Consider the following 25,446-nt stretch of genomic DNA (forward strand, 5'->3'; position numbering starts at 1 on the left):
TCAGCGCGTGTTTTCCGTCAGGCGGCGCTTCACATATTCAGAAACGTTTCCGATCATCGTGTCCATATGCGGCTCTTCAAAGAAATGGCCCGCGCCGTCGATCTCCTGATGGGTGACGGTGATGCCTTTCTGTTCGTGCAGCTTGCCCACAAGCGTCCGTGTATCCGCAGGTGGCGCAACGCGATCCGTGGTGCCGTTGATCACCAGACCAGAGGACGGGCAGGGTGCCAGGAAGGAAAAATCATACATATTGGCAGGAGGGCTGACCGAGATGAACCCGGTGATCTCGGGGCGGCGCATGAGCAATTGCATGCCGATCCATGCGCCAAAGCTGAAACCCGCAACCCAGCAATGCTTGGAGTTGTTGTTCATCGATTGCAGGTAGTCTAGGGCCGAGGCCGCATCCGACAGCTCGCCTATGCCCTGATCGTATTCGCCCTGGCTGCGCCCGACACCGCGGAAATTGAACCGCAGGACCGTGAAGCCCATGTTGTAAAACGCATAATGCAGGTTGTAGACAACCTTGTTGTTCATCGTTCCGCCAAATTGCGGATGCGGGTGAAGCACGATGGCGATCGGCGCGTCGCGTTCCTTTTGCGGGTGGTAGCGGCCTTCGAGGCGGCCTTCGGGTCCGGGAAAAATCACCTCGGGCATGGTCGGGTCTGGCTCCTGGTAGGGTGCGGCAATATTCTTGACGAAATCACTCAAGCACCTTAGAATGGTTCTAATCCGGCTTGAGGCCGGTCAGGCTGCATGGCAGATAAGCCCTGCGGCAGCAGACGTCAATCGTTTCGCGAGGGGAGTTCGGTGCGTTGAAACTAAGCACGAAGGGGCGTTATGCCATGGTGGCACTGGTTGATATTGCTCTTCAGCCGCAAGGCGATCTGGTGACGCTTGGGGATATTGCCAAACGTCAGGACGTTTCGCTGCCTTATCTCGAGCAGCTTTTTGTCAAGCTGCGGCGTTCTGGGCTGGTGGATTCGGTCCGCGGTCCGGGCGGGGGGTATCGTCTGGCGCGTCCAGCGAGCGAGATTCGCGTTGTCGAAGTTTTGGCGGCCGTGGATGAGACAGTTGATGCGATGCATAAGGGCGCGGGTGCGTCAGGTGGGCTGTCGGGCAGTCGCGCGCAATCGCTGACCAACCGTTTGTGGGAGGGATTGAGCGCGCATGTCTATGTGTTTCTGCATCAGACCCGCCTTTCGGACATCGTGGGTAACGGGTTGGCACCCTGTCCGGCGGTGCCAACCTTGTTCGCCGTGGTGGATGAGGAATGATGTCGCTCTGTGACAGGCCGTTTGCGCGCGTCTTGCGCGCCCGAAGGAGGGGGCCAGCCCCCTCTGCCGCCTGCGGCGGCATTAACCCCCGGAGTATTTTTGCCAAGAAGAAGGGTTGGGTGTGAAGTCGCGCGTTTACCTTGATTATAATGCGACGGCGTTGTTGCGGGTCGAGGCGCGTGACGCGATGATTTCGGCGATGGATGTTGTCGGCAATCCGTCATCGGTGCATTCAGAAGGTCGCGCCGCAAAAGCGATTGTCGAGAAAGCTCGGGCGCAAGTGGCGGCAGCCCTGGGAGCGGAAGGTGCGGATATTGTCTTTACATCGGGTGCCACCGAGGCGGCGGCTTTGGCCTGTATCGGCAGGAAGCTGGACGGGGCGGCGATAGAGCATGATGCGGTGATGGCTTGGGTATCAGACGGCCTGGTTGTCGATGGTGCGGGGCATGTGACGGTAACGCACCCCGAAGGCAGTGCCTTGCAACAGGCCAATTCCGAGACCGGGGTGGTGCAGGACTTGCCGCAGGGGTTGGCTGTCAGCGATATGACGCAGGCTTTTGGAAAGCTGCCCTTTGCGTTCAACTGGTCGGGCGCGCAGATGGCGCTGATCTCGGCGCATAAGCTGGGTGGCCCAAAAGGTGTGGGCGCGCTGGTGATGAAGCGGGGCACGGATCTGGCTGCACAGATTCGGGGCGGCGGGCAGGAGATGGGGCGTCGGTCCGGAACGGAGAATGTTATCGGGATCGCGGGATTCGGTGCCGCGGCAGAGGCGGCGGCGCGAGACCTTGATGCCGGTATTTGGGATCGGGTCGAAAAACTTAGAAACATTCTAGAAATAGCTATTGAGGCTGGCGCAAAAGAGACTATTTTAGTCGGGAAATCAGCGCGTCGTCTGCCCAACACCTCTTGCCTTGCGACGCCGGGCTGGAAGGGGGAGACGCAGGTCATGCAGATGGATCTTGCGGGCTTTGCCATTTCGGCGGGCTCTGCCTGTTCCAGTGGCAAGGTGCGCGCCAGTCGCGTACTGACCGCGATGGGATATGACGAGGCCGTGGCGGCGAGCGCGATCCGCGTGTCACTGGGGCCTGCGACAACAGAGGATGAAGTGCTGCGTTTCGCTGAAACGTGGCTGGAGAAGTATCACAGACACCGGGCCCGCGCCGCTTGAGGCCCGGGATTCGAGCGAAGGAGACAGACATGTCGGCATTGGATACCACAAACGTCAAGGAAGGCGTGGACCGCGAGACCGTTGACGCGGTGCGTGAGGTTGGCGGCAAGTACAAGTACGGCTGGAACACCGAGATCGAGATGGAATATGCCCCCAAAGGGCTGACTCCGGATATCGTGCGGCTGATCTCGGACAAAAACGGCGAACCGGAATGGATGACCGACTGGCGGTTGGCGGCTTACGATCGCTGGTTGCAGAAGGAAGAGCCGGACTGGGCGATGGTCGATTATCCCGAGATCGACTTTCAGGACCAGTATTACTATGCCCGTCCCAAAAGCATGGCCGAAAAGCCCAAGTCTCTGGATGACGTCGATCCAAAACTGTTGGACACCTACAAGAAGCTGGGCATTCCGTTGAAGGAGCAGATGATCCTTGCCGGTGTCGAAGGGGCAGAGGCCGCGCCCGCAGAAGGCCGCAAGGTTGCAGTGGATGCGGTGTTCGATTCCGTATCCGTCGGCACGACCTTTCAGAAAGAGCTGAAAGCGGCCGGCGTGATCTTCTGTTCGATCTCCGAGGCGATCCGCGACCATCCCGAACTGGTAAAGAAATACCTCGGCTCCGTCGTGCCGGTGTCGGACAACTTCTATGCGACATTGAACAGCGCCGTGTTCAGCGACGGGTCGTTTGTCTACGTGCCACCGGGCGTGCGCTGCCCAATGGAGCTGTCCACCTATTTCCGGATCAACGCCGAAAACACGGGGCAGTTCGAACGGACGCTGATCATTGCCGACAAGGGCTCCTACGTCAGCTATCTTGAGGGCTGCACCGCGCCGATGCGCGACACCTCGCAGCTTCACGCTGCGGTGGTGGAGATCATCATCGAGGAAGACGCCGAGGTGAAGTATTCCACGGTGCAGAACTGGTATCCGGGGGACGAGAATGGCAAGGGCGGGATCTACAACTTCGTCACCAAGCGCGCCGATTGCCGGGGCGACCGGGCCAAGGTGATGTGGACGCAGGTCGAGACCGGCTCTGCCGTGACGTGGAAATACCCGTCCTGCATCCTGCGCGGCGATGACAGCCAAGGCGAGTTCTACTCGATCGCCATCACCAACCACCACCAGCAGGCCGATACCGGCACCAAGATGGTGCATTTGGGCAAGCGCACCAAGTCGCGCATCGTGTCCAAGGGGATTTCAGCGGGCGTGGCGCAGAACACCTATCGCGGGCTTGTCTCGATGCACCCCAAGGCGAAGGAATCGCGCAACTATACGCAATGCGACAGCCTGCTGATCGGCGACAAATGCGGCGCGCATACCGTGCCGTATATCGAGGTTCGCAACAATTCGAGCCGGGTAGAGCATGAGGCGACCACGTCCAAGGTGGATGACGACCAGATGTTCTATTGCCGTCAGCGCGGCATGGACGAGGAAGAGGCCGTGGCCCTGATCGTCAACGGTTTCGCCAAGGAGGTGCTGCAAGCCCTGCCGATGGAATTCGCCATGGAAGCGCAGCAACTGGTTGCGATTTCGTTGGAAGGGTCGGTTGGCTGACCTGGCGATAAACGCGCTGTTCACGGCGTCGGTTCTGCAAGGGCACCGGTTCAAAAAGGCCAGCGTTCCAAGGCAAGCGCCAAATTCCTGACAGGAGAACGGACATGATCCTGACCACCACAAACTCTGTCGAGGGGTATTCCATCGCAGAATACAAGGGCATCGTCGTGGGCGAGGCGATCATGGGCGCGAATGTCGTGCGCGACGTGTTTGCCTCGATCACCGATATTGTCGGCGGGCGGTCGGGCGCATACGAATCCAAGTTGCAGGATGCGCGCGACACCGCGCTGCGAGAGTTGGAGGACCGGGCCGCCGCGTTGGGGGCAACCGCGGATGTCGGCATTGATCTGGATTACGAGGTCGTGGGCCAGTCGATGCTGATGGTCTCGGCCAGCGGGACGGCGGTACGGCTGGGCTGAACGATGAACACCACTGTCATCACACAGGCGCGGCAGACGCGCCCTGAATTGGCCATGCCCGTGCCGGAGGCTGCTTTGCTGCGCGCCGAATACGCGCGGGCAGAGGTCATTCTTGAATATGGCAGTGGTGGATCCACGGTGCTGGCGGCCGAGATGCCGGGCAAGACGGTGTTCTCGGTGGAAAGTGACAACGGCTGGGTGCAGATGATGCGTGCCTGGTTCAACGACAATCCGCCGAGCGAAGGCACGTCAGTCGATGTGATCTGGTCCGAGGTGGGCGAGACAAAAGAATGGGGACGTCCGGTTGATGACAGTCAGTGGCGGCGCTATCCGCGTTACCCGCTGGAGGTCTGGGGCCTGCCGGAATTTCGTCAGCCCGATGTGGTGCTGGTGGATGGTCGGTTCCGCGAAGGCTGTGCCTTGGCGGCGGCATTCATGGCACAGCGTCCCTTGGTGCTGCTGTTCGATGACTACGCGCAGCGCAAGAATTATCATGCGGTCGAGGAATTCCTTGGCACGCCGGAGATGACCGGGCGGATGGCCCGGTTTGATGTAACACCGCAACCCGTGCCACCGGCGCAGCTCTTGCGGATCATGCAGTTGATGGTGCGCCCCTGAGCGCGTCAGATGGGACAACGGAAGGAAAATAAATGCTTGAGATCAAGAACCTGCACGTCGAACTTGAAGAAGAGGATAAGCAGATCCTCAAAGGCGTCAACCTGACCGTTGAGGCAGGGAAGGTGCATGCGATCATGGGGCCAAACGGATCGGGCAAATCGACCCTGTCCTATGTGCTTGCGGGTCGCGATGGCTATGAGGTGACCGAAGGATCGGCCACGCTGGAAGGCGAGGATCTGCTGGGTCTGGACCCCGAAGAGCGTGCTTCGCTTGGTCTGTTCCTAGCCTTTCAATATCCGGTGGAAATCCCCGGCGTCGGCAACATGACGTTTCTGCGCACGGCTGTGAACGCGCAGCGCAAGGCGCGCGGCGAAGACGAAATGTCCGCGACCGAATTCCTCAAGGAAATCAGAGCCAAGGCCAAGGAACTTCAGATCGATGCGGAGATGCTGAAGCGGCCCGTCAATGTAGGGTTCTCGGGTGGCGAGAAAAAGCGCAACGAGATCCTGCAAATGGCGATGCTGGAACCGAAGATGTGTATTCTGGACGAGACCGATTCCGGTCTTGATGTGGATGCGATGAAGCTGGTCGCTGACGGCGTGAACGCGTTGCGTGGCGAAGGCCGTGGTTTTCTGGTCATCACCCACTATCAACGTCTGCTGAACCACATCAAACCGGACGTGGTGCATATCATGTCGAACGGACGGATCGTGAAAACCGGCGGACCGGAACTGGCGCTTGAGGTCGAAGAAAACGGCTATGGCGACATTCTGGCGGAGGCAGTGTAATGGCAATGGCACAAGCAAAACTGGACGCGACCGATGCGCGTCTGGCCACCCTCAGCCTGCCGGAAGGCGGCTGGGCCGAGCCTGCGCGCCGCGATGCGCTGGCCCGTGTGCAGGCAACCGGCCTGCCGGGGCGTCGCGATGAGTATTGGAAATACACCCGGCCCGACATGCTAACGGCAGAAACCGCCGCCGAAGCCGCTATTTTCGACGCTGACGAAGCGCCGGTCTTCGGTGAGGTTGACCAGTTGAAACTGGTTTTCGTCGATGGTGTATTCGATGCTGCTGCCTCTGACGATCTGGCGCTGGATCATGTGCGCATCGAACGTCTGGCAGAGGCCGGCTCGGCGGACATCCATTGGGCGCGTGATCTGTACGGCACATTGGAGACCGCTGGGCAGACGCCCGTGGCGCGCACGCTGGCGGCGCTCAACACGGCGTTTGCGAGTGACGGCGTGCTGATCCATGTGACCGGCGCGGCCCCCAAACCCATCGCGCTTGTCTACCATCACGCCGACCCGAAATCGGACGTCATGCTGCATCATGTGATCCGCATGGACGCGGGCGCGGCGCTGACCCTGCTGGAAAGCGGCCCCGTCGCGGCACGGTGCAACATGGTGATGGAGATCGACGTGGCAGACAACGCCGCGTTCAACCATGTCCGCGTTCAGGGTCGCGATCACGAGCGTCAGGCCGCCACGCATATCTTCACGCGGCTGGGGCAGGAAAGCCGGTTCAAATCCTTCACCATGACGGCCAATGGCGTGATGACGCGCAATGAATGCGTGATCGAGCTGACCGGCGACGATGCCTCTGCGCATGTTGCAGGGGCGTGCATGGGCGACGGCGATTTTCTGCATGACGACACCGTGTTCATCACCCATGATGCGGTGAATTGCGAAAGCCGTCAGGTCTTCAAGAAGGTTCTGCGCAACGGTGCGACCGGTGTTTTCCAGGGCAAGATCCTTGTGAAGGCAGGCGCGCAGAAGACCGATGGCTATCAGATCAGCCAGTCGCTTTTGCTGGATGGGGACAGCCAGTTTCTCGCCAAGCCAGAGCTGGAGATCTATGCCGACGATGTGGCCTGTTCACATGGCTCCACCTCGGGTGCGATCGACGAGGATGCGCTGTTCTATCTGCGGGCGCGCGGCATTCCGCATGGGATCGCGACCGACCTTCTGACGCTGTCCTTTCTGGCCGAAGCGGTAGAGGAAATCGAGGATCCGGATCTTGCCGAAGAGATCGTGACCCGCATGGAAGCGTGGCTCGCGCGGCGGCGCGGATAGGGTGCCGGTCACCCAGGACATCGTGGCCACCTATCGCGGGCCGGGGCGCGTGATGCATCGCCTGTTGTCGATGGGCCAGCGCGAGGATCGCGCGATTGCCATCGTGATGGCGGGCTGCGCGGTGATCTTCGTCGCGCAGCTGCCGCGTCTGGCACGCGAGGCGCACCTGACCGGGGAAGAGCTGAACCCGATGCTGGGGGCCTCGCTGCTGGCCTGGGTCTTTATCGCGCCGCTGATGCTATACGCGCTGGCGGCGCTCAGCCATCTTGTTGCGCGCCTGCTTGGAGGGCGCGGAAGCTGGTTCGATGCGCGTCTGGCATTGTTCTGGGCGGTGCTGGCGTCTTCTCCGCTGATGTTGCTGAACGGGTTGGTGGCCGGTTTCATCGGGCCCGGCCCGGCGCTTAGCTTTGTCGGGTTGCTATGGCTGGCCATCTTCGGCTGGTTCTGGGCGCGTTGCCTCTGGGTGGCAGAGCGTCCTCAGACGTCCGTGGGGGCAGGGGCATGAGCCCGCAAGCCTTCCTTCAGCTTGCGGTGCAGACGGTGCTGGCACCGCGCGATATTGCCCGGCTGCTGATCTCTGCCCGGTTGGGGCGAGAGGCATTGCTGACCGCCTTTGCGCTGGTCGTGGCGTTGAACACGCTGGTCTTTGCGGGGATGGCCGTCCTCATGCCGCCTGACCCCTCCGTGGCAATCGGAAATCTGTCGCCTCTGGCATTCATGTTGCTTCTTGGCGGATCGGTGGCCACGGCTGCCGTAGTGATCACTTGGGCCGGTCGCGCGATGGGCGGCACCGCGAAGTTCGAAGACATTGCCCTGCTGCTGATCTGGCTTCAAGCGCTGCGCTTTCTGATGCAAGTGGCGCTGATCCTGATCAGCCTTGCTCTGCCGGGGGCCGGCGTTCTTGTGGTGATCGCGGCAGCTGTCGCGGGACTGTGGGTCATGCTTAACTTTATCGATGCGGCGCATGGGTTTGGCAGCCTTGGAAAATCCGTCTTCGTGCTTTTCATTTCGCTTCTGGGCGCGGTGGTGGGCCTTTCAATTCTGCTGTCCCTTGTCGGGACTTCTACACTGGGACTAAGCAACTATGTATGACGTGACGCAGATCCGAGCCGACTTTCCGATCCTCTCGCGGCAGGTCAACAACAAGCCGTTGGTCTATCTGGACAACGGTGCGTCAGCGCAGAAGCCGCAGGTTGTGATTGATGCCATCACCACGGCCTATGCGCAGGAATATTCCAACGTGCATCGCGGGTTGCACTACCTGTCCAATCTTGCGACAGAGAAATATGAAGCGGTGCGCGGCACCATCGCGCAGTTTCTTGGTGCGATGGACGAGCATGAGATCGTCATGAATTCCGGCACGACCGAAGGCATCAACACCGTCGCCTATGGCTGGGCCATGCCGCGGATGGAACCTGGCGACGAGATCATCCTGTCAGTGATGGAGCATCACGCCAATATCGTGCCCTGGCATTTCCTGCGCGAGCGTCAGGGCGTTGTCCTGAAATGGGTCGATGTCGACGAGACGGGCGCGCTGGACCCACAAAAACTGCTGGATGCCATCACGCCCAAGACCAAGCTGATCGCTGTCACCCATATGTCCAACGTGCTGGGCACCGTGGTGGATGTGAAGGCGATCTGCGATGGCGCGCGCGAAAAGGGCGTTCCGGTGCTGGTCGATGGCAGTCAGGCGGCGGTGCATATGCCGGTGAACGTGGCCGAGATCGGGTGCGATTTCTACGCGATCACCGGGCATAAACTTTACGGACCCTCCGGCTCTGGCGCGATTTATATCCGCGCGGACCGCCAAGCCGAAATGCGTCCCTTCATGGGCGGTGGGGACATGATCCGCGAAGTCCACAAGGACGCGATCACCTATAACGACCCGCCGATGCGGTTCGAGGCCGGCACGCCCGGCATCGTGCAGATGATCGGGCTGGGCACGGCGCTGGACTATATGACGGGCGTCGGCATGGACAATATCGCCGCACATGAGGCGAGTCTGAGGGACTATGCACAAGCAAAGCTGGACGGGCTCAACTGGCTTCAGGTGCAGGGCCACGCGAAGGGCAAGGGCGCGATCTTTTCCTTCACGCTGGACGGGGCGGCACATGCGCATGACATCTCGACCATTCTTGACAAAAAGGGCGTGGCGGTACGCGCGGGCCATCACTGCGCAGGGCCGTTGATGGATCATCTGGGCGTTACCGCGACCTGCCGGGCGTCCTTCGGCATGTATAATACCACGCAGGAGGTCGACTCGCTGATCGACGCGCTTGAATTGGCGCATGATCTGTTTGGCTGAGTGATGGACCATATGAAATGTCTGGCGCTTATGCCGGAATTTGCCATTGCAGTCACAGGTCGCGGCGGCTATACGCCGAACTCAGGCACTCATAGCTCAACCGGACAGAGCGTCGCCCTCCGAAGGTTTTGGGATATGGGTGCAAGACGTTGAAAGGTAAGATGGAAATCAAACGGTTATCGCGGAATCGTACAGAAACCGCAAAGATACGCCGCTAAAAGCGCGGTCCCGTAGCTCAGCTGGATAGAGTGCTCGCCTCCGAAGCGAGAGGTCACAGGTTCGAATCCTGTCGGGACCGCCATCCTTTCACCAAATAGACAGCCCCCAATTCCCGGAACGATCCTCCACAGCCGTCCAGTCAGTTGCAGGCAGCAATCTGATATGGTGAGGTTGGCCACATCCAAGAACACTCCTGTCTCAGCTATGGCAAGTCATGGATAACTGAAAAGTTGAAGGAGGCCGGCCCGAACACCGGTTCTGTATTGGGCGTTTACTGCGCCAGAACGACATATCCGTGATGGAGCATTGGCAAACACAAGGTCACGACGCGCAGCAATCATACGTTCAACTTGCTGGCTTGGGACGTCAAAGCGGATCAATCGAGCCAGAAATGGGCTGGAGAATTCTCGCCGAAGCACTCGAGCGATTGCTCAAACGGGATATAATTGAATGTGTTGCGACGGTCGGTTGACTCCGCTCAATACTGTTCCCCCGACGATCACAAGATCCTGCGCACTGCTTTCGTGCTGTTCCTGATCACAATGCAAGTGATATCGTCAAAGCTAGAGAAGGCGGTGAGGGCAGCAAGGACAAGTAGCCGAGATTTCCAGCTCTCTGCTACTTGACCGTTAATAGCCGTGCCTGGTTGCGATTCCGGCAACCTATGCTCACCTCACGAACTTTTTGAACTTCACCCGTTTCGGTTCCAGCGCGTCGACGCCGAGGCGGCGTTTCTTGTCTTCCTCGTAATCTTCGAAGTTGCCTTCGAACCATTCGACATGCGCGTCGCCTTCGAAGGCGAGCATATGCGTGCAGATCCGGTCAAGGAAGAAGCGGTCGTGGGAGATGACCACGGCGCAGCCTGCAAAATCCACCAGCGCATCTTCAAGCGCGCGTAGGGTTTCGACGTCCAGATCGTTGGTCGGCTCATCCAGCAGCAACACGTTGCCACCCTCTTTCAGCAGCCGCGCCATGTGAACGCGGTTGCGCTCGCCGCCTGACAGCAGGCCGACCTTCTTCTGCTGGTCGCCGCCCTTGAAGTTGAAAGATCCGCAATAGGCGCGAGAGTTGACCTCGGCATCGCCCAGCTTGATCACTTCGGCACCGCCCGAGATTGCCTGCCATACGGTGTCATCGGCGTTCAGGTCGTCGCGCGACTGGTCAACATAGGACAGTTGCACGGTGTCGCCATAGGACACGGACCCTTCGTCGGGCTGTTCCTGCCCGGTGAGCATCTTGAACAGCGTTGATTTACCCGCGCCGTTGGGACCGATCACGCCGACAATGCCGCCGGGGGGCAGGCTGAAGTCAAGATTCTCGATCAACAGCTTGTCGCCCATAGCTTTTTTCAGGTTCTCGACCTCGATCACCTTGGCACCCAGACGGGGCCCGTTGGGGATGACGATCTGAGCTTTTCCGACTTTTTCGCGTTCGGACTGCCCGGCAAGTTCTTCATAGGCCTGAATACGCGCTTTGGATTTGGCCTGACGGGCCTTCTGGCCCTGCTGCATCCATTCCAATTCGCGTTCCAGCGTCTTTTGCTTGGACTTGTCCTCGCGGGCCTCTTGCGACAGGCGCTTGGCTTTCTGTTCCAGCCAAGAGGAATAGTTGCCCTCATATGGCATGCCGCGGCCGCGATCGAGCTCAAGGATCCAGCCGGTGATGTCATCCAGGAAATAGCGGTCATGGGTGACGATCAGGATGGTGCCCTTATAGGCGATCAGGTGGTTTTGCAGCCAGGCGATGGTTTCGGCGTCAAGGTGGTTGGTCGGTTCGTCCAAGAGCAGCATGTCGGGCGCTTCAAGCAGCAGCTTGCACAGCGCGACGCGGCGCTTTTCACCGCCCGACAGCGTGGTGACATCGGCATCGTCGGGGGGGCAGCGCAGGGCCTCCATCGCGACGTCGATCTGGCTGTCCAGATCCCACAGGTCGTTGCTGTCGATTTCGTCCTGAAGGGCGGCCATCTCGTCGGCGGTCTCGTCCGAGTAGTTCATCGCCAATTCGTTGAACCGGTCGAGCTTGGCCTGCTTGGAGGCCACACCCAGCATGACATTTTCGCGCACGCTGAGGCTTTCGTCGAGCGTGGGTTCCTGCGGCAGATAGCCGACCTTGGCACCCTCGGCGGCCCAGGCCTCGCCGGTGAAATCCTTGTCGATCCCGGCCATGATCTTCATCAGGGTGGACTTACCCGAGCCGTTCACGCCGACAACGCCGATCTTCACGCCGGGCAGGAAGCTGAGCCGGATATTTTCGAAGCATTTCTTGCCGCCGGGATAGGTCTTGGAGACACCATCCATGTGGTAGACGTACTGATAAGCTGCCATGTCTGAAACGATCCTGCTCTGTCCTGAAAGTGTTGACTGCATATAGACTGCCTGACAGTTGGCTGCAACGTGGCCGATGCCGCTGATCCTGCTGTCTGGCAGGCCGGTCAACAGGGAACGCCTTGCCGGGGCGAACGTCGGGGGCTTGATGAGGTGTGGGGGCTTTTCGTTGTGCAAGTCGCGTTTGCGACTGCGTATTGAGAAAGGCGGAGGTCGAAAGCCGTTGATCTTCGCACTCAGGAGTAGTTTCTGTTCTGCGGGCCGCAGCTACTATACGATTTCCGGTCCGACGAGGAGGAAGATGAAACAGCGAGGGGCATATCTGCGGGCCGGCATGCGCGTGGGCCTTCTGGGCGGATCGTTTGATCCGGCCCATGCCGGGCATGTCCGGGTGACATTGGAGGCGCTGCGACGGTTCGGCCTCGATCGGGTCTGGTGGCTGGTCAGTCCGGGCAATCCGCTCAAACCGCGCGGGCCGGCCCCGCTGGAACAGCGCATGGCGGGCGCGCGGGCCATCATGCAGCATCCCAAAGTGCATGTCAGCGACTTCGAGGCACAGGCAGGCACGCGCTACACCGCCGATACAGTGCTGCGGTTGCGCAAGATCCACCCCGGCGTGCGTTTTGTCTGGCTTATGGGGGCGGATAATCTTGTGCAATTCAGCCAGTGGGACAATTGGCAGCAGATCATGCGGTCGGTGCCTGTGGGCGTACTGGCGCGGCCCGGAGACCGGATTTCGGCGCGCACCTCCGTTGCGGCGCGGGTCTTTCGGCATGCGCGACTGCCGGCGCAGGCCAGTCGACTGTTGCCAAATGCGCAGGCTCCGGCATGGTGTTTCGTGAACATGCCGATGGTTGATCTCAGTTCCAGCGCGATCCGGGCTGCCCGCCACAGCGGGACAGGGGCGCAATCAGCAGGTACTCACGAGAACTCGACTTGTGGCACGGCGAATGGTGGGGTTAATTCTGGGACATGACAAAACGTATTTCGAGACGGGCATTTCTGGGCGGAACGGCTGCGTTGATGGTGGCCACGCCCGCGCTTGCCAATGCACCAACCCGTTCCTTGCGCCCCGTGGCACGCGGCGAAGCGCGGCTGGCCGTGGCCCAGACGCCGCCGGAAGAGCTGATCGCCCGCGCCAAGCTGAACGGTCAGGTCAGCTATTGCCTGTCGGACGCCGATACCGGCAAGATCATCGAGCAATACGCCCCGAATGTCGGACTGCCGCCGGCCTCGGTCGCCAAGGCGATCACGGCCGCATACGCGCTGGAGGTTCTGGGTCCGGAACATCGCTTTCGCACAAGACTGCTGGGCAGCGGGCCGGTGCAGGAAGGCGTTCTGAAAGGCAATCTGATCCTTGCGGGCGGGGCAGACCCGACGCTGAACACCGACGGGCTTTATGCCCTGTCGGAAGGGCTGAAGGCAGCAGGCATCCATACCGTCGAGGGCGATTTTCAAGTTTACGGCGGCGCATTGCCCATGGTGCCCGTCATCGACATCTCGCAGCCTGATCACGTTGGCTATAACCCGGCCGTGTCGGGGCTTAACCTGAATTTCAACCGCGTGCATTTCGAATGGCGCCGCGAGGACAGCGACTATGCCGTGACGATGGAAGCCCGGTCCAGCCAGCATCGACCGGGTGTGCATTTTGCAAAGATGCAGGTCATCGAACGCAGCATGCCGGTCTACACCTACAAAGACAGTGGCGCTGCCGATGAGTGGACGGTTGCACGCGGCGCGCTTGGCAAAGGCGGGGCGCGGTGGTTGCCAGTGCGCAAGCCTGAACTTTACGCCGGCGAGGTTTTCCAGACTTTCGCACGCGCGCAGGGGATCGCGTTGCGCGCGCCGAAGGTGATCGCAGAATTGCCGGAGGCCGCGGCGGAACTGGCGGGGCAGGACAGTGGGCCGCTCAGCGATATTCTGCGTGACATGCTGAAGTTTTCAACGAACCTGACGGCAGAAGTGGTCGGACTGGCCGCGACGACGGCCCGGTCCGGCAAGCCTGTTTCTGTGCGCGCGTCGGCAGAGACGATGAGCGCATGGGCCAATGCGGCGTTCGAAACCGACGGCATCGCACTGGTCGATCATTCGGGGCTTGGCGATACCAGCCGGGTGGAATCGCCCGATATGGTGGCCTTGCTTGTGGCGGTGCGCGAACGACTGGGGCTTTTGCCGCTGCTGAAAGAGATCCCGATGCGCGACGCCAATCGGAAGGTTCTCAAGTCCCATCCTGCAACCGTTCGTGCCAAGACCGGGACGCTGAATTTCGTAAGCGGGCTTGCGGGCTATGTGGACACGACCGACGGCAAGGCGCTGGCTTTCGCCATATTTGCCGCCGACACGGACCGTCGCGACGGGCTGGAAAAAGCAGAGCGGGAACGCCCGCCGGGGGCGGCCTCGTGGAATGCGCGGGCGAAGATCCTGCAACAGCAGTTGATCGATCGGTGGTATATTCTGCACGCGAGCTAGGGCGCGGCGTCAGCACATGGCACCGCGGAAACAGCGCCATCTGGGTTGCTTTCAGTTCAGCAGGGCCAGCCGCGGTGCCGCGGCACCGACGATCGGCAGCAGGCAGAGCAGGAACAGGCCCAGTAGGGTCAGCTTTCTGCGGTTCATTCTTCAATCTCCGACAAGAATAATTTCGATCAAAGTCATAACGGCGGTAATTGCCTGTTTTATGACATATCAAAAAAGACATGTTGTCGGCAGTCAGGAATAGCTTACCTGCACCATTTTGAGCAGAAAGCCGCCCGGTTAGGCGGCTTTGCGGGGATTTTGGGCAGATCAGTGTGCGTCAGGCGCGCAGGTGCCGGGCGCGGGCACCGCGTTCAATCGCTGCGGCGTGCAACCGGTCGAGGTTCAGCTCGTAGCGGATTTCCTCCAGCAGGCGCAGTTCCGGTTCGTAAAGCTGACCGTCGGCGGCGGCCACATCGCAGGCCAGTGCGTAGGCGGTTTCAAACAGGCGCTCCGGCAGGTTGTCTCGGATCAGACCGAACAGCGCGTCCAGCCCATCCTCTTGTTCGAACAGGTCGAACACCGTTTGCGTGGTGCTGTTCATGCGGTCGATGTCATATTCAGCAAAGACCGGCAGATTGTTCACCGCCGACTGGATCTTGACCAGCTCCGACGTGCGGATGTTCTCGTCTGAGGCAGAGATCGCGACCATCAGGGCAACAAGGCAGTCCTGCGGCGTCATCGGGTGGGAGGGCGTATCGTCGTCTTCGGTGCTCACAAGACTGATCCTTGGAATAAGAGGAGGTTGCGTTGCAGATTATTGACCTATGCCCGCGCCCGCAATAGGTACGCGAGCGCTGCGTGCCCCAAGACGGGGCGCGCGACCCTAGGAGACTTTCCGCATGTCCGAGATCCGCGACGCCGCCCTTACCTCGAAAGCCTGGCCCTTCGAAGAAGCGCGCCGCGTGCTCAAACGCTATGAAAAGGCACCGCCCGAGAAGGGCTATGTGCTGTTCGAGACCGGCTATGGCCCCTCGGGGCTGCCGCATATCGGCACGTTTGGCGAAGTGGCGCGGACGACCATGATCAAGCGCGCCTTCGAGGAAATCTCGGACATTCCGACGCGGCTGATCTGTTTTTCGGACGATCTGGACGGGATGCGCAAGGTGCCGGGCAATGTGCCCAACCAGCAGGCGTTGCAGGAGCATCTGCAAAAGCCGCTGACATCGGTCCCCGATCCGTTTGGCGAATACGAAAGCTTCGGGCATCACAACAACGCCATGCTGCGCCGGTTTCTGGACACGTTCGGGTTTGAGTATGACTTCATCTCGGCCACCGAGTTCTACCGGTCCGGCCAGTTCGACGAGGTGCTGCTGCGCGCGGCAGAGCGCTATGACGACGTGATGAAGATCATGCTGAAATCGCTGCGGGACGAACGCCAGCAGACCTATTCGATCTTCCTGCCGATCCATCCCGAAACCGGTCGTGTGCTGTATGTGCCGATGAAAGAGGTCAACGCCAAGGATGGCACAGTCACCTTTGACGACCCGGATGGTCGCGAATGGACGCTGCCGATCACCGGCGGCAACGTGAAACTGCAATGGAAGCCGGATTTCGGCGCGCGTTGGGCTGCGCTGGGTGTCGATTTCGAGATGTACGGCAAGGATCACAGTACCAATACGCCGATCTATGACGGCATCTGCAAGGTGTTGGGCGTGCGTCCGCCCGAGCATTTCACCTATGAGCTGTTCCTGGACGATCAGGGGCACAAGATCTCGAAGTCGTCGGGAAATGGTGTGTCGATCGACCAGTGGCTGACCTATGCCTCCACGGAATCGCTGTCCTATTTCATGTATCTCAAGCCCAAGACGGCCAAACGGATGCACTTTGACGTGATCCCCAAGGCGGTGGACGAGTATCACCAGCAGTTGCGGGCCTATCCGACGCAGGACCTGAAAGGCCAGTTGAACAACCCGGTGTGGCATATCCACGGCGGCGATGTGCCCGAAAGCCGGATGGTGGTGCCGTTCTCGATGCTGTTGAACCTTGCCAGCGTGGCGGGCGCCGAGGACAAGGAAACCCTGTGGGGCTTCATGCGCCGCTATGCCCCGGAAGCCAGCCCGGAGACGCATCCCGATCTGGATCAGGCGGCAGGTTTTGCCGTGCGCTACTACAATTATTTTGTCAAACCTGCCAAGGTGTTCCGTGCCGCAACTGATCTGGAGCGTGAAGCCCTGATGGAGTTGCGCGACGGTCTGGCCGCCTGGGACGGACCTGCGGATGGCGAAGCCTTGCAGGGGCTGGTATTCTCATGCGGGCGCGAGCGGTTCGACCCGATGCGCGACTGGTTCAAAGCACTTTACGAAGTGCTTCTTGGTGCCAGCCAAGGCCCGCGCTTCGGGGGGTTCATCGCGCTTTACGGTGTCGATGAAACGGTCGCATTGATCGACAAGGCCCTCGCCGGAGAGTTGCTGGCGGCCTGAGGCACGTTTTGACCGTAGAGCAAACTGCGCCATCTCCCTGCCTAGATTGCAGGGAGATGGATCATGCGGAGTTTGATTTTTGGGCTGGTTGCAGCGGTGGCGTTAGCTGGCGGCGTGGCGGGACAGGACACACCTGAAACGGGCATCAAGGATGTGATCTCTTCCCAGTTGGAAGCATTCCGGCAGGATGATTTCGCACGGGCGTTCTCTTTCGCCAGCCCGTCCATCCAAGGCATGTTCGGATCGCCCGAGAATTTCGGCGGGATGGTGCAGAACGGCTATCCGATGGTCTGGCGTCCGGGGCGCGTGGATTTTCTGGAACTTCGCCAGATCGAGGGCAGTCTCTGGCAAAAAGTGCAGATCGTGGACCAGAGCGGCCGGGTGCATCTGCTGGACTATCAGATGGTCGAGGGCCGCGACGGCTGGCGCATCGGCGGTGTGCAGATGCTGGAACTGCCCGGCATGGCGGTGTGACGGCCCGGTTGATTTAACGAGACTGTCTAATCTATTGCAATGGCGTGCCTTTTTTGGGCGCGCCATTTTCGTTTCAGGAAGTAGTGCTGCATCGGGCGCAACACCTACCGTCACGGTGCTGTCGGGCGGCGTTAAGATCGCGTTGGTATTTCCCTCAAAGCGGCCGGGTGAGCACCCGGCACTGTTGATCAGCAGGTCGGGAAACCGGCCCTGCGGCGGGTGAGGCCCGTTTGCAGGTGGGCTGTGCGTGCGGAAAGGGAATGGAATGAACAAGGCAATCACCGACGGGGTGCAATTCATGCCGGCTGCTTTCGAGGCAGGGTTGGGAAACTGGTCGCGCGGCGATGGCGTGCCGGGGTCTGACAGCTATCACAATGTGGCGACGGCGGCCTATGTGCCAGCGGATCAGGATTTTGGCGGGTGTCTGGAGCTTCAGAAAACCGAAGGCGTCCAGAAACTGCGCTACAAGGGGCAGACGCCCATTTTGCCGGGATGCTACATTCGCGTGACCGCGCGGATCAAGGCGATGTCGGGCAATCTGCCCTCTGTCCGGATCGCGGGTTGGGCCGGATCTGCGGGCAGTGTCCATGTAGAGGGCTTGCCGGAAACCGATGTTGCGGTGCCGCTGACCGCGTATGGCAGCGTCGTCGAGGTTTCGACCATCATTGGCAGCGGCAACCGGCCGGGGGTGGACCTGGTCTGGGGGACAGAGCCGATCTATGGCCATTTCGGCATCGACCTGACGGGCCAGAACGGTGCAGTCGTCCGGATTGACGACATCCGGATCGAGGATGTCACCCAGGTCTTCTATCGCGACCTGATGAACTGGGTCGATGTGCGCGATTATGGTGCGGTGGGTGACGGCATCACAGATGACAGCGCGGCGTTTGAGGCTGCTGACGCGGCCGCCGATGGCAAACGCGTGCTGGTTTCCAAGGGGATCTACTACCTCGGTAGCAGTGTGACGCTGGAAAACCGTGTCCAGTTCGAGGGCAATGTCATCATGCCCGACAACGCCATCTTGTCGCTGACGCGTGATTTTCATCTGCCTGCCTATATCGACGCTTTCGGCAATGAAGAACTGGCGTTTCGCAAGGCGGTCCAGTCTTTGCTGAACAATTCCGACCATGAGGGTCTGGACCTTGGCGGGCGGCGGGTGTCCGTGACATCGCCGATCGACATGCAGGCAGCGGTCAACAACCGGACGACCTTTGCGCAACGCCGTCATATCCGTAATGGCCAGTTGCGTGCCGAAGGCGGCCCAGCCTGGGAAAACGACGTCGTGACCAGTCAGGCGAGCTACACGGCCTCAAAGCCGTTTACGCTGACCAACGTGATCAATGTCGCGAACATCCCCGTGGGGTCTCTGGTCGAAGCGAATGGCGTCGGGCGCGAGATCTATGTCCGCGACCGCAATGTGGCCGCGCAGCAAATCACCCTGTCGCAGCCACTGTCCGATGCGGTCGGCACGCAGAACTACACCTTCACGCGGTTCAAGTACCTGTTGGATTTCAGCGGCTTCGACAAGCTCACCTATTTCTCGATGTCGGATATCGAGTTTCAGTGCAACAACATGGCAAGCGGCGTTCTGATGCCCCCGTTGGGCGGCATCTTTCAGTTCCGCGACTGTTTCTTCAACCGTCCGCAGGATCGCGCCATCACCTCGCACGGGTCGGGCTGTCAGGGCATGCTGGTGGACCGCTGCAATTTTGAAAGCCCTGAAAATGGCCTGGCTGCACAGGACAGGACGGTTGTGGCGATCACCGCCAATGCAAATGACGTGAAATTGCGAGATAACCGGGCATCGCAGTTCCGGCATTTTGCGGTGCTGTCCGGATCGAACAATGTCGTCACCGGTAACCACTTCTTCCAAGGCTCAATGGGCGGGGTGCGCACGGCCGGTCTTGTTCTGGCGCTTCGGGCCTGCAACACCACGATCACCGGCAATTACGTTGATAACTGCTTCATCGAATGGACGAACGAGCGCGAACCCGAACCCGACTATACCGGTGGTTTCGGCTTTGCGGGCGTGTCGATCACCGATAATGTCTTCCTGGCGGGTGGCGTGGCGAGCTGGTTTTCGTTCATCGTGATCAAACCCTATGGTACGGGGCATTTCATCAACGGGTTGAACGTGTCGGGCAACACCTTCCGCTGTGTGGATGCGGTGATGAACCGGATCGAGCGTGTGGACACCAGCTATGCCAATCTGGAAATCGGGCAAATGCGCAAGCTCTACTTCTCTAACAATACGCATCACAACGTGGAGTACCCGACGCATAACCCGCTGACCGTCAAGCATAGTCAGAATACGGCGGCGCAAACCTGGCAGGTGGAATGCGCGCCGCATTTGCCGTTCAATGGCTACGCGCAGAATGTCGACGGGGTGGCATTGCGCGGCAGGATCGCAAACGCGTCCAACGCAGCCCAATATGTCTCGCCGCATGCGTTCGAACAGAAGGGACCAAACAGGTCTCAGGTCCATCTGGTCTGGCCGTCGTCAGTGAAGGGCGATGTGAACGTCCAGGTGCGGATGGACAAGTAAGCCTTCATGGGGCCGGGGCGTTTTGCACGCTTCGGCCCTATTCTGATTGGTACGGATCAGAAATCCTGCCAGAGACCGAATTTGATCCCAAAGTTTCGGCGTTCCAGCAGATCTGCCGAAGCGCCGACCTCCAGGTGACGGGACTTGCCGAAAGGCACGACGACAGACGGGGCTAACTGCGCGGTTGCGGCCCGACCAAACGGTTTTCCGGTTTGCAATTGCAGGATAAGCATCCGTCCGCGATCATCTTTCAGGCCTAAGGTCAGATCCAGTTTCAGGTCAGTTGCGCCGGTCATCTGGATCTCTGCCAGAGCATCCGCCGCCATCCAGCCTTTATCCAACCCGCGGCCCCAGGAAATGCCGGGGCGCAACACGATCTGCGTGTCGATGACGCCGAGCCCAAGCTCTGCCGCGATGGGGCTTCCGGCCTTCGTTGTGGACAGCGGCTGCCGGACAAAGACAATGGCGCGGGACGTTCCGTCGCTAGAGTATCCCGCATCCAGCCCAAGCGTATGGCGGCCGTTCAACCCGTATTCGAGATAGGCCGAACTGTACGAGGTGAGTGTCATAAAGGTGTCGTCAAAGCTCAGACGGGTCGCGACGCTGGCAAATCCCGTGCCTTCCTGCCGTGGCCAGGCACCCGCATTCGCAAGCGTCCCGGTCAGGCAAATCAGAAGGCAGAGACACTTCAGCATCGCAACCCGTCCTTTGCAGCCCCGCGTCCAGCATCGGACAGGGTTGGTTAATGGCGGGTTAAGGCGGAGCGAGCCTGGCTTTGCGCGGACAGGCGGGCTTGACGTGGCGATTTGCGCACCGCAGCTTGGCGCAAAGCCTGTCACCGCGGCAAGCGAATCGTCGGTCACCGGGCCGCAAGCAGAAGAGGCAGCTCTATGACAGGAAGCGTCATCACCGTCGCGCAGCAAAAGGGCGGGTCCGGCAAGACGACTGTGGCGGTGAACCTGGCCGTGGGTTTCGCCCGCGCAGGCAAGAGCGTCGCGGTGGTGGATGTGGACCCGCAGGGCAGTCTGGGCCGCTGGTTCATGGCCCGGCTGGACCGGCTGGAAGATGCGGGGATCGAGTTTGCGACCTCCTCGGCCTGGGGGGTGACGTATGAGTGCCGCAAGCTGGCCGACAGCCATGACATCGTGATCGTCGACACGCCGCCCAAGGCCGACAGTGATCTGCGGCCCGCCTTGCGCGCCGCCGATCTGGTCGTGGTGCCGGTCTCTATGAGCCATGTCGATCTGTGGGCCACCCAAGGCGTGCTGGATCTGGCACGACGTGAAAACCGGGTGTCACTGGTGGTGATGAACCGTGCGCGGGCAGGCACGCGGCTGGGCGCGGATGTCGCCGAGGCCGCCTCGAAGCTGGAGGCACAGCTTGCAACGGCGCAATTGGCGAACCGTGTTGTCTATGCTGAAACGCTGGGGCAGGGGCTTGGTGCCATTGAGGCACCGCGCGGTCCGGCCCGCGATGAGGTGACAGCACTGTGCGAAGAGGTGGCGCTTTTGCTGGAGGACGCGTAAGCACAGCCCAGCCGAAAGACGGAGCCGCCTGCCATGACCGACCTCGACGCGCTGATTGCGCTGATCAAAGCCGAACCCTCGACCAGAGGGCACACGATTTCCAAGTTGGGATATTTCTGTGCGCCGTTCCGGCCCGGTTCCGGCCCGCTGTCGGACAAGGTGATCAAGGTTTACCGGGGTATGCGCGATGATGCGGCGCTGGACCGGCTGAAACGCTGCCACGACGATTATTTCGACGCGCTGCGGCAATGCGATGTGACAATCCCCGACACCGAAATGCATCTGGTGACCATCGACGGCGCGCGCCAGCCGGTGATCGTGCAGGACGCGCTGCCGGAAAGCAGCCTGATGCGGCCGCTGATGCAAGGTGCCTCGCTTGACGACGCGCTCGCGATGATGGAGGCCGCAGGGCAGTGTATCGCAGGCTTCTGGCACGGGGCGCAAAAGATCGACACGCGCATCGGTTTTCACCCCTCGATCCGCAATTTCGCCATTGTTGATGGCGTGGCTGTTTTCTTCGACACGTTCCCGCCGCTGATCCACTATTCGCGGGACGAGATGGGCCGGATGTTGCTGCAATATTCCGACAAGCGGCTGATGCGGCTGGTGGGACCACTGATGCAGAAACGCGTGACAGGCATTCAGGATGAATGGTATTCGCCGCCCGAAACGCTTGTCGGGCTGGTCGGGTCAGCCTGCCGGTTGCGGCCGCCAGAGGCAGAGGCATTCCTGACCTGGGGACGCGATTTTGCCAACCGCCGCATGCAGCCCTGGGCCGAAGAGGCCTTGCGCGGGATGCAGGAACCGCCGCGCCTGCCGGGCTATTGGACGGGTTTCCGCAAGATATTGGGTCTTCAGGGCGAACCCAACGTCTGAGGCATGAATACAGGTCTTTGCCTGATCCTCCGAACCTGCCAGACTGGTACAAAACGGAGGATGCCATGCCGACAACCATCAATTTCCCCAGCAAGGTCCAGACGGTCATCACCACATTCGAGATGACGCCCGGCACCTGTCAGGATCTGCTGGACGAGCTGACCGAAGCCTATGAGGTCTTTATTTCCAAGCAGCCGGGCTTTGTTTCGGCAGGCCTGCATGTGAATGACGCACAGACCCGGATTGCCAATTATTCGCAGTGGAACCGCCGCGAGGATTTTCAGGCGATGCTGCGCACGCCCGAAATGCGCGAGCGGAATCGCCGGATCAACGGGCTGTGCCGCGCGTTCGAGCCTGTGATGTACGAGGTCGCCGGAACTTTCTGACATGTTTGCATCCTATACCGTCTGTCGCGGCATATCGCTAACTGGCTGTGATTCGGACTTCATATGTGCATTCATGGATGTGCGCGTCATCGCCCGGCATCAATGGAATGAACACGCTTGGCCGTCAGGCTGATGCGGGATTGGCAAAAAGGAGATCGCAGATGTATCGAAATATTCTGATTCCGATTTCGTTCGACGAGGATCGGGACGTCAAGGGCGCGCTGGAGGTCGCCCGAGCGCTTTCCATCGAAAGCGCCAAGATCACGCTGTTGCATGTCATGGAGCAGATGCCCACCTATGCGATCAGCTACATTCCAGAGGATTATCTTCAGGAAAGCCGCAAAGCGATCAACACCGAACTGGCCAAAATGGCCTCGACGCTGCCGAATGGCGAGGGGGTGCTGCGCGAAGGACATTCCGGGCGGACGATTCTGGATTTCGCTTCGGAAATCGGCGCGGATTGCATTGTCATCGCCTCGCACCGGCCGGGGATGCAGGACTATCTTCTTGGCTCGACCGCGCATCAGGTCGTGCGCCATGCGCGCTGCGCGGTCCACGTTCTGCGATAGGCTGATTGCAAGCAGGCCGATGCAGAACGCCGCGGGACTGCCCCGCGGCGTATGGCTTGGCGTTGTAGCCGGTCCTCTGCTCGCCAGATGATTGAGGGGGCTCTGTCAGATTTGCGCCGGGCAAGCCAAGTCCGCGCCTATCCTGCAAAGGTCAAATGTACCTTCACGGCGCGGGTGCGGTCGGCGGCGGTTTCAAACGCGGCCAAGGCGTCCTCTACCGGGAAACTCTGCGAGATCATCGGGCGCACATCGATGCGCCGGGAAGAGATCGCAGCAGCCGCCTGTTCAAATTCCGGGTGGAAGCGGTGCGTGCCCTGAAAGGCGACTTCCTTGCCGACCAGCAGGTTGACGGGCAGGGCGACATCGCCGGTCACGCCGACCTGCACAAGCGTGCCGCGTGGGCGGATCGCCTCTATCGCGCCACGGATCGCGGGCTGCGCGGCAGAGCATTCAAAGACCACGTCGAAATGGCCCTTGTTCTCGGTGAACCGGCTCATGGCGCTTGCGTTAGTGCTCATGTTGATGGTTTGCGTAGCCCCCATCGCCTCGGCGGCTTTCAGCGGCACGTCCTGAAGGTCGGTGACGACAATCTCCGACGCGCCGGCCTCGGCCGACACAGCGGCGCACAGCGCGCCGATCGGGCCTGCGCCGGTGACCAGCACGCGCTTGCCCGCCAGATCGCCCGCGTTGTTGCGGGCATGCAGGCAGACCGCCAGCGGTTCGGAACAGGCAGCCTCGGCCAGCGAGACATCCGTGGAAACCGGCACACATTGCGCCGCGCCAATCACGATACGGTCGCGAAACAGCCCCTGTTCGTGCGGAAACCGCATGGCAGAGCCGCGAAACCGCATATTGAGGCAATGCTGGTGCAGCCCTTCGGCGCAATAGGTGCAATCATTGCAGGGGCGGCTGGGATTGAGAGCAACATGCTGGCCCGGCGTCAGACCGGTCACACCGTCGCCCAGTTCCACGACAACACCGGCGGCCTCATGGCCCAGAATGATCGGTTCCTTCACCCGGATCGGCCCAAACCCGCCATCTTGAAAGTAATGCAGGTCAGACCCGCAAATCCCGCCTGCGGACAGCGCGACCAAGACTTCGCCGGGGCCGGGCGCGTCCAGTTCTGCGGTCTCGATACGGATGTCAGCGGCAGCATAAAGACGGCAGACGCGAGTTTGCATGGAAGCTCCAGTCTTGAAGGGTGGGTGATTGTTATTCAAGTATAGCCCGACAAAAGCGCGACTGCGAGTGGATTAAGCCGCAAGCCGATTACGAATCCAGCCGCATCTGTCCCAGCTCCTTGGCCAGCGCATCGCTCATCAGCATCTTCGCGGGCCCGATGGCGGCAGAGGCAGAAACCATGATGCCGATCCGTACTTTCGCCAGTGACGCCTGAATCAATGGCACGAAACAAAGATCCCCGCGCTCTACCTCGTCATAAAAGCCGATCTTGGTGTACAGTCCGATCCCCTGGTTCGACAGGATCATCTCTTTGGCCAGAAACAGCGTATTGGTGTAGACATGCGTGGACAGGGGCGTCACCAAAGTCGAGATTGCCTGATCTATGATCGAGTTGCCGCCGCGCGCATCGCTTGTGCGCACCAGCCTATAGCCGGCAAGATCACCGATCTTCACGCTGGGGCGGGTCGAAAGAGGATGATCGGGGCGCGTGATGATGCCAAAAGGCGCTGACTTTTCCGACAGCACGCGCACATCAGGATGTGGTGTGAAGATGAAGGCGACGCCGATCTCGGCATCGCCCGACGCCACCGTTTGCACCACGTCCTCTGGCTGGGCGGTGGTCACAGAGATCGAGATATCGGGGAATTTGCGCGCGAATTCATTCATCGCGCGGGGCAGTGCGGTGACGGCCATCGAATCCATCGTGTGAATGGTGATGTGGCCGGTCCGCAGGTCGCGCATATCATCCATCAAAACCTTGGCGCGTTCATAATCGTGCAATACTTTTCGGCAGTGTTCCAGGAGAATCGCCCCCATGGCGGTCAGCTCCACGCCTTCGGGGGTTCGGTCGAAAAGCCGCATTCCAAGGCTTTCCTCGACGCTCAGGATCTTGCGATTGACCGATGTGGATGACACGTTCAGCACCAGTGCGGCCTTGCGGATCGACCCTTGGCGCGCGGTTTCGTCGAAGTATTTCAAGAAGATGGAGTGCATGAAGCCG

The 25,446-nt window shown here is 60.4% G+C and carries 25 protein-coding genes and 1 tRNA gene; 20 read left to right on the plus strand and 6 right to left on the minus strand.

The annotated features are described in order from the left end of the window. Window positions 1–654, minus strand: coding sequence for an alpha/beta hydrolase (locus ACN0WV_RS13365; protein WP_084353487.1), 654 nt, complete (start codon window positions 652–654; stop codon window positions 1–3). A gap of 158 nt (window positions 655–812) precedes the next feature. Between ACN0WV_RS13365 and iscR the strand changes: the two genes are divergently transcribed. The 11 genes from iscR to ACN0WV_RS13420 all read left to right on the plus strand — a co-directional run bounded on the left by iscR (window position 813) and on the right by ACN0WV_RS13420 (window position 9,709). Further along, on the plus strand, window positions 813–1,274 hold the full coding sequence (gene iscR, locus ACN0WV_RS13370) for a Fe-S cluster assembly transcriptional regulator IscR (RefSeq protein ID WP_084353448.1): 462 nt from the start codon (window positions 813–815) through the stop codon (window positions 1,272–1,274). A gap of 121 nt (window positions 1,275–1,395) precedes the next feature. Beyond that, window positions 1,396–2,442: a cysteine desulfurase family protein gene (locus tag ACN0WV_RS13375; RefSeq protein WP_235866628.1), complete on the plus strand. Its 1,047-nt coding sequence runs from the start codon at window positions 1,396–1,398 to the stop codon at window positions 2,440–2,442. Between the two features lie 29 nt (window positions 2,443–2,471). Further along, complete coding sequence (gene sufB, locus ACN0WV_RS13380; RefSeq protein WP_417606419.1) at window positions 2,472–3,995, plus strand: Fe-S cluster assembly protein SufB; 1,524 nt, start codon at window positions 2,472–2,474, stop codon at window positions 3,993–3,995. Between the two features lie 104 nt (window positions 3,996–4,099). Continuing rightward, window positions 4,100–4,414 (plus strand): heavy metal-binding domain-containing protein, encoded by a 315-nt coding sequence (locus ACN0WV_RS13385; protein WP_417606421.1) that lies wholly within the window; start codon window positions 4,100–4,102, stop codon window positions 4,412–4,414. A 3-nt stretch (window positions 4,415–4,417) separates the two neighbouring features. Next, window positions 4,418–5,032: a hypothetical protein gene (locus ACN0WV_RS13390; protein WP_417606423.1), complete on the plus strand. Its 615-nt coding sequence runs from the start codon at window positions 4,418–4,420 to the stop codon at window positions 5,030–5,032. A 32-nt stretch (window positions 5,033–5,064) separates the two neighbouring features. Then, on the plus strand, window positions 5,065–5,820 hold the full coding sequence (gene sufC, locus ACN0WV_RS13395; RefSeq protein WP_417606424.1) for a Fe-S cluster assembly ATPase SufC: 756 nt from the start codon (window positions 5,065–5,067) through the stop codon (window positions 5,818–5,820). Beyond that, complete coding sequence (locus tag ACN0WV_RS13400) at window positions 5,820–7,103, plus strand: SufB/SufD family protein (RefSeq protein ID WP_417606427.1); 1,284 nt, start codon at window positions 5,820–5,822, stop codon at window positions 7,101–7,103. The genes sufC and ACN0WV_RS13400 overlap by 1 nt, the downstream gene beginning before the upstream one ends. A 1-nt stretch (window position 7,104) precedes the next feature. Beyond that, the gene (locus ACN0WV_RS13405; RefSeq protein ID WP_084353442.1) at window positions 7,105–7,608 is read left to right on the plus strand and encodes a YIP1 family protein; all 504 of its coding nucleotides are present in this window, start codon (window positions 7,105–7,107) and stop codon (window positions 7,606–7,608) included. Next, window positions 7,605–8,195, plus strand: a complete 591-nt coding sequence (locus tag ACN0WV_RS13410; protein ID WP_179141492.1) for a YIP1 family protein — start codon at window positions 7,605–7,607, stop codon at window positions 8,193–8,195. Before ACN0WV_RS13405 ends, ACN0WV_RS13410 begins: the two co-directional genes overlap by 4 nt. Beyond that, entirely contained in the window at window positions 8,188–9,408 is a 1,221-nt protein-coding gene (locus ACN0WV_RS13415) for a cysteine desulfurase (RefSeq protein WP_417606429.1), read from the plus strand. The genes ACN0WV_RS13410 and ACN0WV_RS13415 overlap by 8 nt, the downstream gene beginning before the upstream one ends. Window positions 9,409–9,632: 224 nt before the next feature. Beyond that, window positions 9,633–9,709: transfer RNA gene (locus ACN0WV_RS13420), tRNA-Arg, on the plus strand. A 586-nt stretch (window positions 9,710–10,295) separates the two neighbouring features. Here the strand turns inward: ACN0WV_RS13420 and ettA are convergent. Continuing rightward, window positions 10,296–11,951 (minus strand): energy-dependent translational throttle protein EttA, encoded by a 1,656-nt coding sequence (gene ettA / locus ACN0WV_RS13425; RefSeq protein ID WP_084353439.1) that lies wholly within the window; start codon window positions 11,949–11,951, stop codon window positions 10,296–10,298. A 301-nt stretch (window positions 11,952–12,252) separates the two neighbouring features. Between ettA and ACN0WV_RS13430 the strand changes: the two genes are divergently transcribed. Both ACN0WV_RS13430 and dacB read left to right on the plus strand, forming a co-directional pair. After that, window positions 12,253–12,927 carry a nicotinate-nucleotide adenylyltransferase gene (locus ACN0WV_RS13430; protein WP_084353438.1) on the plus strand — a complete coding sequence of 225 codons (675 nt, stop codon included), beginning with the start codon at window positions 12,253–12,255 and terminating at the stop codon, window positions 12,925–12,927. Beyond that, entirely contained in the window at window positions 12,924–14,420 is a 1,497-nt protein-coding gene (gene dacB, locus ACN0WV_RS13435; protein ID WP_417606432.1) for a D-alanyl-D-alanine carboxypeptidase/D-alanyl-D-alanine endopeptidase, read from the plus strand. Before ACN0WV_RS13430 ends, dacB begins: the two co-directional genes overlap by 4 nt. Window positions 14,421–14,745: 325 nt before the next feature. On the opposite strand, the gene ACN0WV_RS13440 is transcribed toward dacB, so the two are convergent. Beyond that, entirely contained in the window at window positions 14,746–15,147 is a 402-nt protein-coding gene (locus ACN0WV_RS13440) for a tellurite resistance TerB family protein (protein WP_084353436.1), read from the minus strand. Window positions 15,148–15,307: 160 nt separating this feature from the next. On the opposite strand from ACN0WV_RS13440, the gene ACN0WV_RS13445 reads away from it, so the two are divergent. From ACN0WV_RS13445 to ACN0WV_RS13455, 3 genes are all read left to right on the plus strand, one after another. Further along, window positions 15,308–16,888 (plus strand): lysine--tRNA ligase, encoded by a 1,581-nt coding sequence (locus ACN0WV_RS13445; RefSeq protein WP_417606434.1) that lies wholly within the window; start codon window positions 15,308–15,310, stop codon window positions 16,886–16,888. A gap of 63 nt (window positions 16,889–16,951) precedes the next feature. Next, on the plus strand, window positions 16,952–17,362 hold the full coding sequence (locus ACN0WV_RS13450) for a DUF4864 domain-containing protein (protein WP_417606436.1): 411 nt from the start codon (window positions 16,952–16,954) through the stop codon (window positions 17,360–17,362). A 265-nt stretch (window positions 17,363–17,627) separates the two neighbouring features. Continuing rightward, window positions 17,628–19,907, plus strand: coding sequence for a glycosyl hydrolase family 28-related protein (locus ACN0WV_RS13455; protein WP_417606437.1), 2,280 nt, complete (start codon window positions 17,628–17,630; stop codon window positions 19,905–19,907). A gap of 56 nt (window positions 19,908–19,963) precedes the next feature. On the opposite strand, the gene ACN0WV_RS13460 is transcribed toward ACN0WV_RS13455, so the two are convergent. Next, window positions 19,964–20,602, minus strand: a complete 639-nt coding sequence (locus tag ACN0WV_RS13460; protein WP_417606439.1) for a hypothetical protein — start codon at window positions 20,600–20,602, stop codon at window positions 19,964–19,966. A 195-nt stretch (window positions 20,603–20,797) separates the two neighbouring features. Between ACN0WV_RS13460 and parA the strand changes: the two genes are divergently transcribed. From parA to ACN0WV_RS13480, 4 genes are all read left to right on the plus strand, one after another. After that, window positions 20,798–21,433, plus strand: coding sequence for a ParA family partition ATPase (gene parA, locus ACN0WV_RS13465; RefSeq protein WP_417606441.1), 636 nt, complete (start codon window positions 20,798–20,800; stop codon window positions 21,431–21,433). Between the two features lie 33 nt (window positions 21,434–21,466). Continuing rightward, a complete protein-coding gene (locus ACN0WV_RS13470) occupies window positions 21,467–22,309 on the plus strand; it encodes a DUF6206 family protein (protein WP_417606443.1) in 843 nt (280 codons plus the stop codon). A 65-nt stretch (window positions 22,310–22,374) separates the two neighbouring features. Beyond that, window positions 22,375–22,695 (plus strand): antibiotic biosynthesis monooxygenase family protein, encoded by a 321-nt coding sequence (locus ACN0WV_RS13475; RefSeq protein WP_084353429.1) that lies wholly within the window; start codon window positions 22,375–22,377, stop codon window positions 22,693–22,695. 161 nt (window positions 22,696–22,856) lie between these two features. Then, window positions 22,857–23,264 (plus strand): universal stress protein, encoded by a 408-nt coding sequence (locus tag ACN0WV_RS13480; RefSeq protein WP_084353428.1) that lies wholly within the window; start codon window positions 22,857–22,859, stop codon window positions 23,262–23,264. Window positions 23,265–23,401: 137 nt separating this feature from the next. Here the strand turns inward: ACN0WV_RS13480 and ACN0WV_RS13485 are convergent, their stop codons facing one another. After that, window positions 23,402–24,445, minus strand: coding sequence for an L-idonate 5-dehydrogenase (locus ACN0WV_RS13485; RefSeq protein WP_417606445.1), 1,044 nt, complete (start codon window positions 24,443–24,445; stop codon window positions 23,402–23,404). Window positions 24,446–24,533: 88 nt separating this feature from the next. Then, window positions 24,534–25,439, minus strand: a complete 906-nt coding sequence (locus ACN0WV_RS13490) for a LysR family transcriptional regulator (protein WP_084353485.1) — start codon at window positions 25,437–25,439, stop codon at window positions 24,534–24,536. Between the last annotated feature and the right edge of the window lie 7 nt (window positions 25,440–25,446).

Origin of the sequence: Primorskyibacter flagellatus, from assembly GCF_048268605.1 — a bacterium.
Lineage (GTDB): Bacteria > Pseudomonadota > Alphaproteobacteria > Rhodobacterales > Rhodobacteraceae > Primorskyibacter > Primorskyibacter flagellatus.